The following is a 15,280-nucleotide window of genomic DNA, read 5'->3' as shown; positions in this document are numbered from 1 at the left end:
ATGCCGTCAAGGACTCTGGAAACCTGGCCCCACGGCGCTACTGCGCTCGATGCCGAGCGCACCCGCTTTGCCCTCTGGGCGCCGGACGCACAGCACGTCAGCGTCGAACTCGAAGACGGCGTGTCGCTGCCCATGCTGCCCCAGGCCAACGGTTGGTTCATGGTCATCGGCCAGTGCCCGCCCGGCACCCGCTACCGCTTCAATGTCGATGACCAGATCCGCGTGCCCGACCCGGCGTCCCGGGCCCAGGACGGCGACATCGACGGCCCCAGCCTGGTGGTCGATCCCCGGGCCTATCGCTGGCGGCACCCGCACTGGCAAGGCCGGCCGTGGCACGAAGCGGTGATCTACGAGCTGCATGTGGGCGTGCTCGGCGGTTACCGCGCAGTGGAAAAACACTTGCCACGCCTGGCCGAGCTGGGCATCACCGCCATCGAGCTGATGCCCCTGGCGGAGTTTCCCGGCGATCGCAACTGGGGCTACGACGGCGTCCTGCCTTATGCGCCGGAAGCCTCCTACGGTTCGCCCGACGACCTCAGGCACCTCATCGACAGCGCCCACGGCCTGGATCTCGCGGTGATACTCGACGTGGTCTACAACCACTTCGGCCCCGACGGCAATTACCTGCACCACTACGCCAAGGCCTTCTTCAGGGAAGACCGGCACACGCCCTGGGGCGCGGCCATCGACTTTCGCCGCCAGCCCGTGCGCGACTTCTTTATCGACAATGCCCTGATGTGGCTGCTGGAGTACCGCTTCGACGGCCTGCGCCTGGACGCCGTGCATGCAATCGACGACCCGGACTTCCTGCACCAACTGGCGCAGCGGGTACGCCGCCGGATCGACCCGGCGCGGCACGTCTGGCTGACCGTGGAAAACGAGTACAACCAGGCCAGCCTGCTGGAGCAGCACTTCGACGCGCAGTGGAACGACGACGGCCACAACGCCCTGCATGTGCTGCTCACCGGGGAGACCGACGCCTACTACGCCGACTTCGCCGAGCGCCCCACCGAGAAACTGGCGCGCTGCCTGAGCCAGGGGTTCGTCTATCAGGGCCACGTCACCCGCCACGGCACCCCTCGCGGCGAACCCAGCAGCCATTTGCCGCCCAGCGCCTTCGTGCTGTTTTTGCAGAACCACGACCAGATCGGCAACCGCGCCTTCGGCGAGCGCCTGGTGCGCCTGGCCGAGCCACAGGCATTGCAGGCGGCCACGGTGCTGTTGCTGCTGTCGCCGATGATCCCGCTGCTGTTCATGGGCGACGAACTGGCGGCGCCGCAGCCCTTCCTGTTTTTCACCAGCCACCACGGCGAACTGGCGGACGCGGTGCGCGAAGGCCGGCGCGGCGAATTCGCCGCCTTCAGCGCCTTCGCCGATCCGCATAAACGCGAGCAGATTCCCGACCCGAACGCGCCGGACACCTTCCTCGCGTCGAGGCCGCAGGCGGACCCGGCCCAGGGCGAGCAGACCCTGGCGCTGTATCGCCAGCTGTTGCAACTGCGCCGCGAGCACATCGTGCCCTACCTGCCCGGCGCCGAAGCCCTGGGCGCCGAGGTGCTGGCCGAAGGCGCGCTCTGTGCCCGCTGGCGCCTGGGCAATGGCCAGGAACTGCGCATCGACCTCAACCTGAGCCCGCACAACGTCGAGCAACAGCCGCCAAGCGCGGCGCAGCGCCTGTTCGAATACCCGGCCCAGGCGTTCGAGCGGTTGCACCAAGGCACTCTCGCCCCCTATAGCGCGCTGGTCAGCCTCGGCGCAGTCGCCCCCACGCCAGACCTTGACGGAGAACACCCATGAGCGACGCGCAACTGGAAATCCTCGCCAGCCGGGCCGGCCTGGCCGTCGACTGGATCGACGCCAACGGCCGCCCGCAACGGGTCGAGCCACGGGTGCTGCGCGCCGTGCTGGCCAGCCTCGGGCATCCGGCCGACAACGACCGGCAGATCGAAGCCAGCCTGCGCCAGCTGCTACAGGTGCAGCAGAGCCGGCAACTGCCGCCGCTGCTGACCGCCGACGCCGGCCAGGGCCTGGACCTGGGGCATTACTTCGCCCCGGACACGCCCTGCGAAATCCACCTGGAAGACGGCGGTGTGCTCAACCTCAGGCTGGACGCCAACTCCATGCTGCCGGGCCTGGTGCCGGTGGGTTACCAGGAGGTGAGCATCGCCGGCCAGCACTTCACCCTGGCCGTGGCGCCCGAGCGCTGCTACAGCGTCGCCGACGCCGTGGACCAGGCCACGCCCCGCGCCTGGGGCCTGAGCGTGCAGCTGTATTCGCTGCGCCGCGCAGGCGACGGCGGTTATGGTGATACCCAAGCGCTCGAAGACCTGGTCCGGGTCGCCGGCGAACGGGGCGCCGAGGCCGTGGCCATCAGCCCGCTGCATGCCATGTTCAGCAGCGACACCGGCCGCTACAGCCCCTATTCGCCGTCCAGCCGGTTGTTTCTCAACAACCTGTACGCCGCGCCCGGGACCATTCTCGGCGAGCGGGCCTGGCGCAGCGCGATCGATGCCAGCGGCCTCGGGCCGCAACTGCAACAGCTGGAACAACAGCCGATGGTCGACTGGCCGGTGGCGGCCCAGGCCCGGCAGAAAGTCCTGCGCGCGCTTTATGACGGCTTCTGCCAGGGCGAGCATCCGCTGCACCAGGACTTCGCCAGCTTCCGCCACGCCAGTGGCGAGACCCTGGAAAACCACTGCCGCTTCGAAGCCATCCAGGCCCAGCGCGCGGCCCGCGGCGAAAGCCTCGACTGGCGCGAATGGCCCGACGCCTGGCGCACCCCACGCAGTCCGGCGCTGGCACAGTTCGCCGAGGAGCACGCTGCCGATATCGGCTTTTATGCCTTCTGCCAATGGCTGATCGCCCGTTGCCTGGAGCGGGTGCAGGCCACCGCCCGCAGCAGCGGCATGGGCATCGGCCTGATCGCCGACCTGGCGGTGGGCGCCGACGGCGGCGGCAGCCAGGCCTGGAGCCGCCAGGACGAACTGCTGGCGGCGCTGACCGTCGGCGCGCCGCCGGACATTCTCAATCGCCAGGGCCAGGGCTGGGGCATTTCCGCCTTTTCCCCGGAGGGCCTGGTGCGCAATGGCTTCCACGCTTTCATCGAAATGCTCCGGGCCAACTTCGCCCATGCCGGCGGCCTGCGCATCGACCATGTGATGGGTTTGCAGCGGCTGTGGGTGATCCCCCTCGGCGCCCCGCCCTGCGACGGCGCCTACCTGTATTACCCGGTGGACGACCTGCTGCGCCTGCTGGCCCTGGAATCGCACCGGCACCAGGCGATCGTCCTCGGCGAGGACCTCGGCACGGTGCCCGACGGCCTGCGGGAAAAACTCAGCGCGCGGGCCATGCTCGGCATGCGCGTGCTGCTGTTCGAGCAGGAGCACGGCACGCATTTCCGGCCGATCCTCGACTGGCCGGACAACGCCCTGGCCACCACCAGCACCCACGACCTGCCGACCCTCAACGGCTGGTGGCAGGGCCGCGACATCGACTGGAGCGCGCGCCTGGGCCTGGTGGACGCAAGCGGCGAAACCCATTGGCGCGAACATCGCCAGCGCGAACGCGAGGGCCTGCGCCACGCCCTGAGTCGCGACCCGCAGAATTTTCGTGAAGACACCCACGAAGCCGATCAGGTGGTGGACGCCAGCGTGCGCTTCCTCGGCCATACCCGCGCGCCGCTGGTGCTGCTGCCTCTGGAGGACGCCCTGGGCATCGACGAACAGGCCAACCTGCCCGGCACCCTCGACAGCCATCCCAACTGGCGTCGGCGCCTGGCCGGCAGCAGCGCGGCCTTGCTCGACGACCCGGACGCCGCGCGCCGCCTGGAGCTGCTGGCCTGCGCCCGGCAACAGGCCCACGAGCGCGACCGATGAAGGATTCCACGCACCACAGCCCGCCCATGCGGGCCACCCTGCGCCTGCAGTTTCATCGCGGCTTCACTCTCGACGACGCGGTGCCGCTGGTGCCCTACTTCGCCCGCCTGGGCATCAGCCACCTGTACGCGTCGCCGCTGCTGTGCGCCCGCGCCGGCTCGATGCATGGCTACGACGTGGTCGACCCGACCCGGGTCAATCCCGAGCTGGGTGGCGAGGCCGCCCTGGAGCGCCTGGTCCGCAGCCTGCGCCAGCACGACATGGGCCTGCTGCTGGATATCGTCTCCAACCACATGGCGGTCGGCGGCGCGGACAATCCCTGGTGGCAGGACCTGCTGCGCTGGGGCCGCCTGAGCCCCTACGGCGAATTCTTCGATATCCAGTGGCACTCCCCCGACCCCTTGCTGGAAGGCCAGTTGCTGCTGCCGTTCCTCGGCAGCGACTACGGCGTGGCCCTGCAGGAAGGCGCGCTGAGGCTGTGCTTCGATGCCGAACGGGGCGAGTTTCATGTCGAGCATTACCAGCATCATTTCCCGATCTGCCCCAGCGACTATGGCGAACTGCTGCGGCTCCAGGGCGAGATGGACGCCGAACCGGCCGAACGTCTCAAGCCATTGGCCGATGCCTTCAGCACCCTGCGCTACCAGTCCGACGCCCACACCCAGGCCGAGCCCTTGCAACAGCAACTGCAGGAAGCCGCCCATGAACCGCAGGTCCGCGCGGCCATCGAGCAGCACCTGGCGCGCTACGATTCGCGCCAGCCGCAGGGCTTCGCCCGCCTGCACGCCCTGCTGGAGCAGCAGAGCTACCGCCTGGCCAGCTGGCGCACCGCGGCGGACGACATCAACTGGCGGCGCTTCTTCGACGTCAACGAGCTGGGTGGGCTACGGGTCGAGCGCCCGGCGGTGTTCGAGGCCACCCACGGCAAAATCTTCCAGTTGATCGCCGCCGGCCTGGTGGACGGGCTGCGCATCGACCATATCGACGGCCTGGCCGACCCCCGCGGCTACTGCCGCAAACTGCGGCGCCGGGTCGACGCCCTGCGTCCCGGCCAGCACTTGCCGATCTATGTCGAGAAGATCCTCGGCGCTGGCGAAACCCTGCGCCGCGACTGGGGCGTGGACGGCAGCACCGGCTATGAGTTCATGAACCAGCTGTCGCTGCTGCAACACGACCCGCAAGGCGCCGCCCCCCTGGCCGAACTCTGGAGTCGGCACAGCGAACGGCCGGCGGCCTTTCTCGAAGAGGCCCGGCTGGCGCGCCAGCAATTGCTCAACGGCTCGCTGGCCAGCGATTTTGAAAGCGTGGCCCAGGCCCTGCTGCAAGTGGCGCGCAACGATGTGATGAGCCGCGACTTGACCCTCGGCGCCATTCGCCGTGCCTTGCAGGAACTGATCGTGCACTTCCCGGTGTACCGCACCTACATCGGTGCCTGCGGGCGCTCGGCGACAGATGAGGGGTTTTTCCAGCAGGCCCTGCAAGGCGCCCGTGACACCCTGGGCGAAGCCGACTGGCCGGTGCTGGCCTACCTGCAACAGTGGCTCGGCGGCCGCGGCTGGCGCCAGCTGCCACCGGGGCGCCCGCGCAAGGTGCTCAAGCATGCCTGCGTGCGCTTCCAGCAACTGACCTCGCCGGCGGCGGCCAAGGCGGTGGAAGACACCGCGCTCTATCGCTCGGCGGTGCTGCTGTCACGCAACGACGTCGGCTTTTCCACCGAGCAGTTCTGCGCCACGGTGGAAGATTTCCACGCCGCCTGCCGCGAGCGCCTGGAGGCTTTCCCCGACAACCTGCTGGCCAGCGCCACCCACGACCACAAGCGCGGCGAAGATACCCGCGCGCGCCTGGCGGTACTCAGCGAACTCGGCCCCTGGTACGTCGAACAGGTGGAACACTGGCGCAGCCTGGCCCAGGCCCTGCGCAGCGATCCCCAGGCGCCCGGGCCCGGCGACGAGCTGATCCTCTATCAGGCCCTGCTCGGCAGCTGGCCGCTGGAACTGCACAGCGACGACCGCCAGGGCCTGCGCGACTATGCCCAGCGCCTCTGGCAATGGCAGGAAAAAGCCCTGCGCGAAGCCAAGCTGCACAGCAGCTGGGCGGCGGCCAACGAGGCCTATGAAAGTGCCGTGCACCACTTCATCGAACGCCTGTTGCTCAGCCCCGAGGGCCTGCCGTTGCGCAGCGCCATAGGCACAGCCGTCCAGGTCATCGCGCCCGCTGGCGCCCTCAACGGCCTGGCTCAATCCTTGCTGCGCATGACCGTGCCCGGCGTGCCGGACCTGTATCAGGGCAACGAGTTCTGGGACTTCAGCCTGGTGGACCCGGACAACCGTCGCCCGGTGGATTTCGCCGCCCGACAGCAGGCTCTGGACCCTTGCGGCGAAACCATGGAACTGTTGGCCCACTGGCGTGACGGGCGCATCAAGCAGGCCCTGATCGCCGCCACGCTGGCGCGCCGGGGCGAGTACCCGCAGCTGTTTCGCCGGGGCACTTACCAGCCGCTGCCGGTACAGGGCCGACACGCCGGCAAGGTGCTGGCCTTCATGCGCGAACACCAGGGCCAGCGCGCCGTGGTGATTGTGCCCAGGCTGGTCGCCGGGCTGCTGGAAAGCGGCGCGCAACCGCAGGTCGACGCGCCGGATTGGGGCGATACGCGTGTGCATCTGCCATTCGCCGCGCCAGGACAAAACCTGAAGGGACTTTTTTCCACGGGGGCAGTCACACCCCACAAGGATCTGATGATCAGCAGCGCATTGCGGGATTTCCCGGTCAACCTTTTCATCCAAACTTGAGTTCAGTTCAGGAGCATTGCGATGAGTACCGACGACAAACGCATTCGTGAGTTCGCCTATCAAATCTGGGAATCGGAAGGCCGGCCCGACGGCCAGGAACACCGGCATTGGGAAATGGCCCGCAAGCTGGCCGAAGCCGAGGCCCTGGCCCCGAGCAAGCCGCCCAGGGCGACCCGCGCCGCCAGCGCCAAGCCTGGCAAGCCCGCGGCAAAGCCCAAGGCCGTCGCCAAACCCGCGGCGGCAGCACCCGTGGTACCTCCTGGAGAAAAGCTACCTTCTGGAGAAAGGGTGCCGCCCGGAGGCAAAAGCAGCGCGGCGAAAAAGCCGCGGGCACCGCGCAAGCCAGCGGCCAGCTGACGCCTCTGCCGCGAGGCGCTCGCGCCACCCTCCACTGCCGACCTTGCCCATGTGCGTGGCGCGCCCGAGCGCCACAGGGAGCCCATTCGCCCATCTGATTCGCAGGAGCACCCATGACCACCGCCAAAGCAGCCGCCACGCCGAAAACCCCGCAAGCCACCGAGCCCTCGCGCATCCGCGAAGGCCTGCCCTTCCCGCTCGGCGCGACCTGGGACGGCCTGGGGGTCAACTTCGCCCTGTTCTCGGCCAATGCCACCCAGGTCGAGTTATGCCTGTTCGATGCCACGGGCGAAGTCGAGCTGGAACGCATCGAACTGCCGGAATACACCGACGAGATCTTCCACGGCTACCTGCCCGACGCCCACCCTGGGCTGATCTACGGCTATCGGGTGCATGGCCCCTACGACCCGGCCAACGGTCATCGCTTCAACCCCAACAAGCTGTTGATCGACCCGTATGCCAAGCAGCTGGTGGGCCAGCTGAAATGGTCCGAGGCGCTGTTCGGCTACACCATCGGGCACCCCGATGCCGACCTCAGTTTCGACGAGCGCGACAGCGCGCCCTTCGTGCCCAAATGCAAAGTGATCGACCCGGCCCACACCTGGGGCCACGATCATCGGGTCAGCGTGCCCTGGGACAAAACGATCATTTATGAGACTCACGTGCGTGGCTTCACCATGCGTCACCCCTCGGTGCCGGAGGCGGTGCGCGGCACCTTCGCCGGGCTGATGGTCGACGACGTGCTGGAGCACATCCGCAAGCTCGGGGTGTCGTCGGTGGAGCTGTTGCCGATCCATGCCTTCGTCAACGACCAGCACCTGCTGCACAAGGGCATGACCAATTACTGGGGCTACAACAGCATCGCCTTCTTCGCCCCCGACCCGCGCTATCTGGCCAGCGGCAAGATCGCCGAATTCAAGGAAATGGTCGCGCACCTGCACGAAGCCGGGCTCGAAGTGATACTCGACGTGGTCTACAACCACACCGCCGAGGGCAACGAGCAAGGCCCGACCCTGTCCATGCGCGGCATCGACAACGCCTCCTACTACCGCCTGATGCCCGACGACAAACGCTTCTATATCAATGATTCCGGGACCGGCAACACCCTCGACCTGAGCCACCCCTGCGTGCTGCAGATGGTCACCGACTCGCTGCGCTACTGGGCCACGGAAATGCACGTGGACGGTTTTCGCTTCGACCTGGCGACGATTCTCGGGCGTTACCACGATGGCTTCGACGAGCGCCACAGCTTCCTCGTGGCCTGCCGCCAGGACCCGGTGCTGCGCCAGGTGAAGCTGATCGCCGAGCCGTGGGACATCGGCCCCGGCGGTTATCAGGTGGGCGGCTTCCCGCCGGGCTGGGTGGAGTGGAACGACAAGTTCCGCGACACCGTGCGCGCCTTCTGGAAAGGCGACGACGGCCAGCTCGCCGACTTCGCCGCGCGCATGACCGCCTCCGGCGAGATGTTCAACCAGCGCGGCCGGCGGCCTTATACCTCTGTCAATTTCGTGACCGCCCACGACGGCTTCACCCTGCATGACCTGGTGTCGTACAACGACAAGCACAACGAAGCCAACGACGAGGACAACCAGGACGGCAGCAACCACAACCTGTCGTGGAACCACGGCGTCGAAGGCCCCACCGACGACCCGCAGATCAATGCGCTGCGCCTGCGCCAGATGCGCAATTTCTTCGCCACCCTGCTGCTGGCCCAGGGCACGCCGATGCTGGTTGCCGGCGACGAGTTCGCCCGCACCCAGCACGGCAACAACAACGCTTATTGCCAGGACAGCGAAATCGGCTGGGTCAACTGGGACCTGGACGAGGACGGCAAGTCGCTGCTCAAGTTCGTCAAGCGCCTGGTCAAGCTGCGCATGACCTACCCGATCCTGCGCCGCGGACGCTTCCTGGTGGGCAACTACAACGAGGATATCGGGGTCAAGGACGTCACCTGGCTCGCCCCGGACGCCAGCGAGATGACCATCGAACAATGGCAGGACAGCCACGGCCGCTGCCTGGGCATGCTGCTCGACGGCCGCGCCCAGGAAACCGGGATACGCCGCCCCGGCGCCGACGCGACCCTGCTGCTGGTGGTCAACGCCCATCACGACATCGTCAACTTCAGCCTGCCGGAAGTGCCCGACGGCGGCTTCTGGACCTGCATGATCGACACCAACCAGCCCTCGGTGAAAGGCCAGGAACGCTTCGAGTTCGGCCACCGGTACTCGGTGACCGGGCGCTCGCTGCTGCTGTTCGAACTGCAGCACGAGGATGACGATTGAACAGGTTATTGGCCATTTGCCGGATTGAATGGCGGGCAGTGGCCAGCCCATCAGACACATGTACGATGGTGCCGGATATCCATTCCCCGCTATCTTGAACAGCTGAGCGTCGCCATCGGAAAAAATCGCTGCCCCCTGCGACGGTGGCCAACGGCTGTGTATGATTGAACGCTCTTGCAAGACGGCAATCCAAGGTATGGAGCGCCGGCACCCGGACCGATACCGGGTGCGAACCCAAGCGGCCCGGTCCGTCACCGCGCGCCGACTGCCCCGGAACAAGGATGTGACACCCATGAGATCCATACCCCTGAGCGACAACTGGCCGGAGCAGGTCTGGAACGGCGCCCGCCAACTGCTCGACGTCCCCTCCATCAACCTTGCCAGCCTGGTGCCGCCCGGATTTCGTGCGGTGGTCATTGCCCCGCACCCCGGCGACGAAGTGCTGACCTGCGGCGGCCTGCTGCAGGTACTGGCCCACCATGGCCATCCGCTGCAACTGATTTCCATCACCGACGGCAGCGCCAGCCACCCCGGCTCCGACCTGTGGTCGGAGCGGCGCCTGAGCGTGTTCCGCCCCCAGGAAAGTGTCGAGGCCCTGCGCCGCCTGGGTTTGCCCCTGCACAGCCTGCAGTGGATTCGCGGCGGCTTTGCCGACAGTGGGCTGCAGGAACGCGAGCATCAGTTGAGCCAGTTCATTGGCCGTTACCTGCGCCCCGATGACGTGGTGTTCAGCACCTGGCGCGAAGACGGCAACGACGATCACGACGCCGTCGGCCGGGCCAGCGCCAAGGCCGCGGCCCAGGCTGGCGTGGCGTTCCACGAAGTGCCGGTGTGGGCCTGGCACTGGCCGGCGCGCGATGAACAGTTGCTGCCCTGGCACCGCGCCCGCAAGTTGCGCCTCGACACCTGGACCGTGGCCCGCAAGCGCCATGCGGCGCATGCCTATGCCAGCCAGTTGCAGGGCGATCCGGGCATCGGCCTGGCCCCGACCCTGACGCCGGTGGTGCTGGAGCGGCTGCGCCAGTCCTACGAAATCTTTTTCATGTAGGGCTGCCCCGATGCGGGCAGACCGGGGGAAAACCTGAACTGACCGGCAAAGTGTCAGTCGCATGAGTAACCGCCCTGATTACGAGGAGTGAGCGTGAGCACCGATTCAACCAGGCGTCCGGTCACGTCGGCAGCGCCAGACGAAACCCCGGCGGTCCATCGCCTGCGCATCCTGACCGTCAACACCCACAAGGGCTTCACCGCCCTGAACCGCCGTTTCATTCTCCCGGAGCTGCGTGACGCGGTCCGCAGCACCCAGGCCGACCTGGTGTTTCTCCAGGAAGTGCTGGGCGAGCACGACCGCCACGCCAGCCGCTACGGCAACTGGCCCCAGCAGTCGCAATATGAGTTTCTCGCCGACAGCATGTGGAGCGACTTCGCCTACGGGCGTAACGCGGTCTATCCCGATGGCCATCACGGCAACGCCCTGCTGTCGAAATACCCGATCCGCCAGTACCGCAACCTCGATGTCTCGATCACCGGCCCGGAGCGCCGCGGGCTGTTGCACTGCGTGCTGGATGTACCGGGGCATGCCGAAGTGCACGCGATCTGCGTGCACCTGAGCCTGCTGGAAAGCCATCGCCAGCTGCAACTGGCGCTGTTGTGCCAGTTGCTCGAGTCGCTGCCGGACTATGCACCGGTGATCATCGCCGGCGACTTCAACGACTGGCAGTTGCATGGCAATGCCACCCTCGCCCGCCGCGACGACCTGCACGAAGCCTTCGAACGCCACCATGGCAGGCCGGCCAAGACCTACCCGGCGCGCTGGCCACTGCTGCGCCTGGACCGCATCTACCTGCGCAACGCCAGCAGCCACGCACCGAAGATCCTCGGGCACAAGCCCTGGACTCACCTGTCGGATCACCTGCCGCTGGCGGTGGAAGTGCACCTCTGATGCCTTCGCCCAGGCCTCGAGGATCATCTGTCTGGCGGCCCACCAGGCCACTCTCGCTTCTCCGGCAACCGCGGTCGCCGGCCTGATCGACGAAGCGGCCAGCGCGCTGGCCAAGGCCTGACGCGGCCCTTGGCCCAGGAAAATCACCGACTCGCCCGCAAAGGACGAGTCGGTAGTGGGCTACCGAAAATCGCTTTCCCCCGTCTCTCCCGACGTTTTTTCGCACAAACAAGAACTTAGAGAATCGCTTTTTTTCAGTCGGTTACAGCGCCTGAATTACCTACGCCATTGGTCGGTCATTTTCTTGACGATCGCGGAGTCGTCTCCTTAGCTACAGCTTACTACCCCCGGAAATACAACCAGGGGCAAGCCTCGGATACCTGCTCTAGAGCGGGTCGCCGAGCCTTGCCTCAACGAACTCGGTCGCCCCTCATTCGGGGTAGGAGAGACGCCACGGCGAGACACGGCATGCGATTGCAAGGTAGCCCTCCATGAAAACTTCACTCACCCCACAAGAGATCAAGATCATTCTGTGCACAGTTTCCGCTTCGGTATTGCTGTGTTCTTCCATGGAGGTACAAGCGTCCCCTGCCGAGGACGAGGCGCAGCTCTGGTATCGCCAGGACCTGCTCCTGAACCGCCTGTTGACACCCGCGACATCCCCGACGCCCATGCCGGCCAGCCAGCCCCAGGGCAACAGCCTGGGTATCGTGCAAGGCAGCCCCCAGGTCTGGGACCCGCTGTACGGGCCCGCGGCGCGGCAGACCGAAGTCGGCTACCTCGGTTCGCGTTTTGCCAGCAGCATCAACGACACGCCCGGCGGCCCGGTGCTCTACACCCTGGAAAGCAGCAGCGGGCATACCCAGCGCATCGGCCTGCTGGGCGGCCAGAGCCAGTTCCAGGCCAACGGCCAGGGCGTGCCCGGCGGCTTCAGCGACCCGCGTAACGACCGTTTCAGTGTCCAGGGTCAAAGTCTTGGCGCGTTCTGGAGCCTGACCGGTCCGCAGGGCTGGCACGTCGATCTGTCGGCCAGCGGCGCCCGGGTCAGCGGCTTCAGCCGCACCGAGCAAGGCCAGCGGCAAGCCGCCGAAGGCAGCGCGGTGACCCTGTCGGTGCAAGGCGGGATTCCCATCGGCATCAGCGACAACTGGGTGGTCGAACCCCAGGCGCAATTGATCAACCAGCGCGTCAGCCTGGACAACCCGAATGCCGACAGCAGCACCCACTCCGCCGGCAACCTGAACGCCTGGAGCGGCCGCGTCGGGGCCCACTTGCAAGGCCGTTACGACATCGCCGGACACTCGGTGGAACCCTATGTGCGCACCAGCTTGTGGCACACGGTGTACAGCGGCGACACCCTGACCCTGGACAAGGTCGACAAGATCAGCAGCAGCCGCAAGTCCTCCACGGTCGAAGTCGGCCTGGGCCTGGTGGCCAGGCTTACCCCTGTCGTCAGCCTGTATGTGAGCGCCGACTACAGCAGCGACGTGGACGACAACGACCTCAACGGGCTGATCGGCAGCCTGGGTGTGCGGATGCGCTGGTAAAAACCTATAGCCGCCGCAAGCTGCGATTGGCGGCGCAGCCGACGCAAAGGGAGCATCGGCCATACGCGTCGTCCGGGTTGCGGGCTCTGCGAGCCCGATCGCAGCCTGCGGCAGCGGCTACAGGGGATTGGGTTTTCAGGGACAACTTGAGGGTGTCTGGGCGGATGTCATCGCGAGCAAGCTCGCTCCTACAGGGAACGCGCAACCTCTGTAGGAGCGAGCTTGCTCGCGATCCGCTGCGCGCAGCGGCCAGTCGATATCACGCTTCGGGTTGCAGGATCAGCACCGCCAGCGGCGGCAGGTTCAACGCCAGCGACAACGCCTGGCCGTGGCTCGCCACGTCCTCGGTGAACACCCCGCCGCCATTGCCATAGTTGGACCCGGCGTAGGTATCGGAGTCGCTGTTGAACAACTCGCCCCAGCGCCCGGCGAAGGGCACGCCGATCCGGTAGGCCTGGCGCGGCACCGGGGTGAAGTTGGCCACCACCAGCAGCGGCTTGCCGTCCTTGCTCCAGCGCAGCCAGGCGTAGACGCTGTTGATCGCGTCGTCGCCGATCAGCCACTGGAAGCCCTGGGGCGCGTCGTCCTGGTCGTGCAGCGCCGGCTGCTCGCGGTACAGCCGGTTGAGATCGCCCACCAGCTTCTGCACGCCGCGGTGCTCGGGGTATTGCAGCAGGTACCAGTCCAGTTGCTGATCGTGATTCCATTCGCGCCACTGGCCGAACTCGCAGCCCATGAACAGCAGCTTCTTGCCCGGGTGGGTCCACATGAAGCTCAGGTAGGCCCGCAGGTTGGCGAACTTCTGCCAGCGATCGCCGGGCATCTTGTCGATCAGCGAGCGTTTGCCGTGCACCACTTCGTCGTGGGAGATCGGCAGGATGAAGCGCTCGGACCAGGCATACACCAGGCCGAAGCTCAGTTCGTTGTGGTGATGGGCGCGGTACACCGGGTCCTGCTGGATGTAATGCAGCGAGTCGTGCATCCAGCCCATGTTCCATTTATAGGCGAAGCCCAGGCCGCCTTGCTGTGTGCCCTGGCTGACGCCCGGCCAGGCCGTGGACTCCTCGGCGATCACCAGGGCGCCCGGCGCCTCGAGGGACACCACGTCATTCAGGTGACGCAAAAAGTCGATGGCTTCGAGGTTCTCGCGCCCGCCATGGCGGTTGGGCACCCACTCCCCGGCGTTGCGCGAATAGTCGCGGTAGAGCATCGAGGCCACGGCATCCACCCGCAGGCCGTCGACATGGAAATGCTTGAGCCAGTGCAGCGCCGACGCCAGCATGAAACCGTGGACCTCGGTGCGCCCCAGGTTGTAGATCAGGGTGTCCCAGTCCTGGTGGAAACCTTCCAGCGGGTTGCCGTACTCGTACAGCGCGGTGCCGTCGAATTGCGCCAGGCCGTGGGCATCGGTGGGAAAGTGCGCCGGCACCCAGTCGAGAATCACCCCGATGCCCGCCAGGTGGCAGGCGTTGACGAATGCCGCGAAGTCGTCGGCGCTGCCGTAGCGGGCGCTGGGGGCGAACTGCGACAGCGGCTGATAGCCCCAGGAACCGCCGAAGGGATGTTCCATGATCGGCATCAGCTCGATATGGGTGAACCCCAGGTTCTGCACATAGGGGATCAGGCGTTCGGCCAGTTCGTGCCAGTCGTACTGGCGCGCCACCTCGCCCAGATCGTCCACCTCGCATTGCCAGGAGCCGGCATGCAGTTCGTAGATCGACAAGGGCGCGTCGGTGCGCTGGCGTTCGCCGCGGGCCTGCATCCAGTCGAGGTCCTGCCAGTCGATGCTCAGCGGGCTGGCGACTTTCGAGGCGGTATCCGGCGGCAGCTGGGTGGCCAGCGCCACCGGGTCGGACTTCAGCGGCAGGATGCCGTGGGCGCCGAGGATTTCATATTTGTAGGCTTCGCCCGGGCCCAGGCGCGGCACGAACAGCTCCCAGACCCCGGACGGATGACGCAGGCGCATCGGGTGCCGCCGTCCGTCCCAGACGTTGAAGTCGCCGACCACCGAGACCCGCCGGGCATTCGGCGCCCAGACCGCGAAACGCACGCCGTCGACGCCCTCCACGGTTTTCAGCTGCGCGCCGAGGCAGGCGCTGAGGTCGCGGTGGTTGCCCTCGGCGAACAGGTACAGGTCCATCTCCCCCAGCAACGGGCCGAAGCTGTAAGGGTCTTCGCCAATATGCTCGCCACCGGCCCATTGCGTGCGCAGCAGATAGGGCTGGGCCTGGGCAAAGTGCCCGACGAACAACCCCGGCACCTCGGTGCCCTCCAGGCTGCCCAGCACTGTCCCGCCATCGCGAGCCAGCACCTGCACACTCAGGGCGCCCGGCAGGAAGGCACGGATGAATTGGCCGCCGGCGCCGTCGCCATGGGGGCCGAGCACGGCAAAGGGGTCCTGGTGCTCGGCACGCACCAGTGCCTCGATATCCCGCGCGGCGGGCATTGCCTGTTTGACCTCACCCTGTTCCTTGTTCGAGAAACTCAT

At 66.9% G+C, this 15,280-nt stretch carries 9 protein-coding genes; 8 read left to right on the top strand and 1 reads right to left on the bottom strand.

What is annotated here, in order from left to right:
- The 8 genes from treZ to AC07Y9_RS10445 all read left to right on the top strand — a co-directional run bounded on the left by treZ (position 1) and on the right by AC07Y9_RS10445 (position 12,792).
- A complete protein-coding gene (gene treZ / locus AC07Y9_RS10480; protein WP_102679980.1) occupies positions 1 to 1,797 on the top strand; it encodes a malto-oligosyltrehalose trehalohydrolase in 1,797 nt (598 codons plus the stop codon).
- Positions 1,794 to 3,875 (top strand): 4-alpha-glucanotransferase, encoded by a 2,082-nt coding sequence (gene malQ, locus AC07Y9_RS10475; protein WP_102679981.1) that lies wholly within the window; start codon positions 1,794 to 1,796, stop codon positions 3,873 to 3,875. Before treZ ends, malQ begins: the two co-directional genes overlap by 4 nt.
- Positions 3,872 to 6,664: a malto-oligosyltrehalose synthase gene (locus AC07Y9_RS10470; RefSeq protein ID WP_102679982.1), complete on the top strand. Its 2,793-nt coding sequence runs from the start codon at positions 3,872 to 3,874 to the stop codon at positions 6,662 to 6,664. Before malQ ends, AC07Y9_RS10470 begins: the two co-directional genes overlap by 4 nt.
- A 21-nt stretch (positions 6,665 to 6,685) precedes the next feature.
- A complete protein-coding gene (locus AC07Y9_RS10465) occupies positions 6,686 to 7,021 on the top strand; it encodes a DUF2934 domain-containing protein (protein ID WP_102679983.1) in 336 nt (111 codons plus the stop codon).
- A gap of 113 nt (positions 7,022 to 7,134) precedes the next feature.
- Entirely contained in the window at positions 7,135 to 9,303 is a 2,169-nt protein-coding gene (gene glgX / locus AC07Y9_RS10460; RefSeq protein ID WP_102679984.1) for a glycogen debranching protein GlgX, read from the top strand.
- A gap of 292 nt (positions 9,304 to 9,595) precedes the next feature.
- Positions 9,596 to 10,351 carry a PIG-L deacetylase family protein gene (locus tag AC07Y9_RS10455; protein ID WP_007926788.1) on the top strand — a complete coding sequence of 252 codons (756 nt, stop codon included), beginning with the start codon at positions 9,596 to 9,598 and terminating at the stop codon, positions 10,349 to 10,351.
- Between the two features lie 93 nt (positions 10,352 to 10,444).
- On the top strand, positions 10,445 to 11,245 hold the full coding sequence (locus AC07Y9_RS10450; protein WP_102679985.1) for an endonuclease/exonuclease/phosphatase family protein: 801 nt from the start codon (positions 10,445 to 10,447) through the stop codon (positions 11,243 to 11,245).
- A 491-nt stretch (positions 11,246 to 11,736) separates the two neighbouring features.
- Entirely contained in the window at positions 11,737 to 12,792 is a 1,056-nt protein-coding gene (locus AC07Y9_RS10445) for an autotransporter domain-containing protein (protein WP_102679986.1), read from the top strand.
- 259 nt (positions 12,793 to 13,051) lie between these two features.
- Here AC07Y9_RS10445 and glgB read toward each other — a convergent pair whose 3' ends face one another.
- Positions 13,052 to 15,280 (bottom strand): 1,4-alpha-glucan branching protein GlgB, encoded by a 2,229-nt coding sequence (gene glgB, locus AC07Y9_RS10440; protein WP_087091101.1) that lies wholly within the window; start codon positions 15,278 to 15,280, stop codon positions 13,052 to 13,054.

Source organism: Pseudomonas sp. GW456-L12, assembly GCF_059424045.1.
The sequence above is the reverse complement of the archived record's forward strand: the minus strand, read 5'-3'. Positions and strand labels throughout refer to the sequence as shown.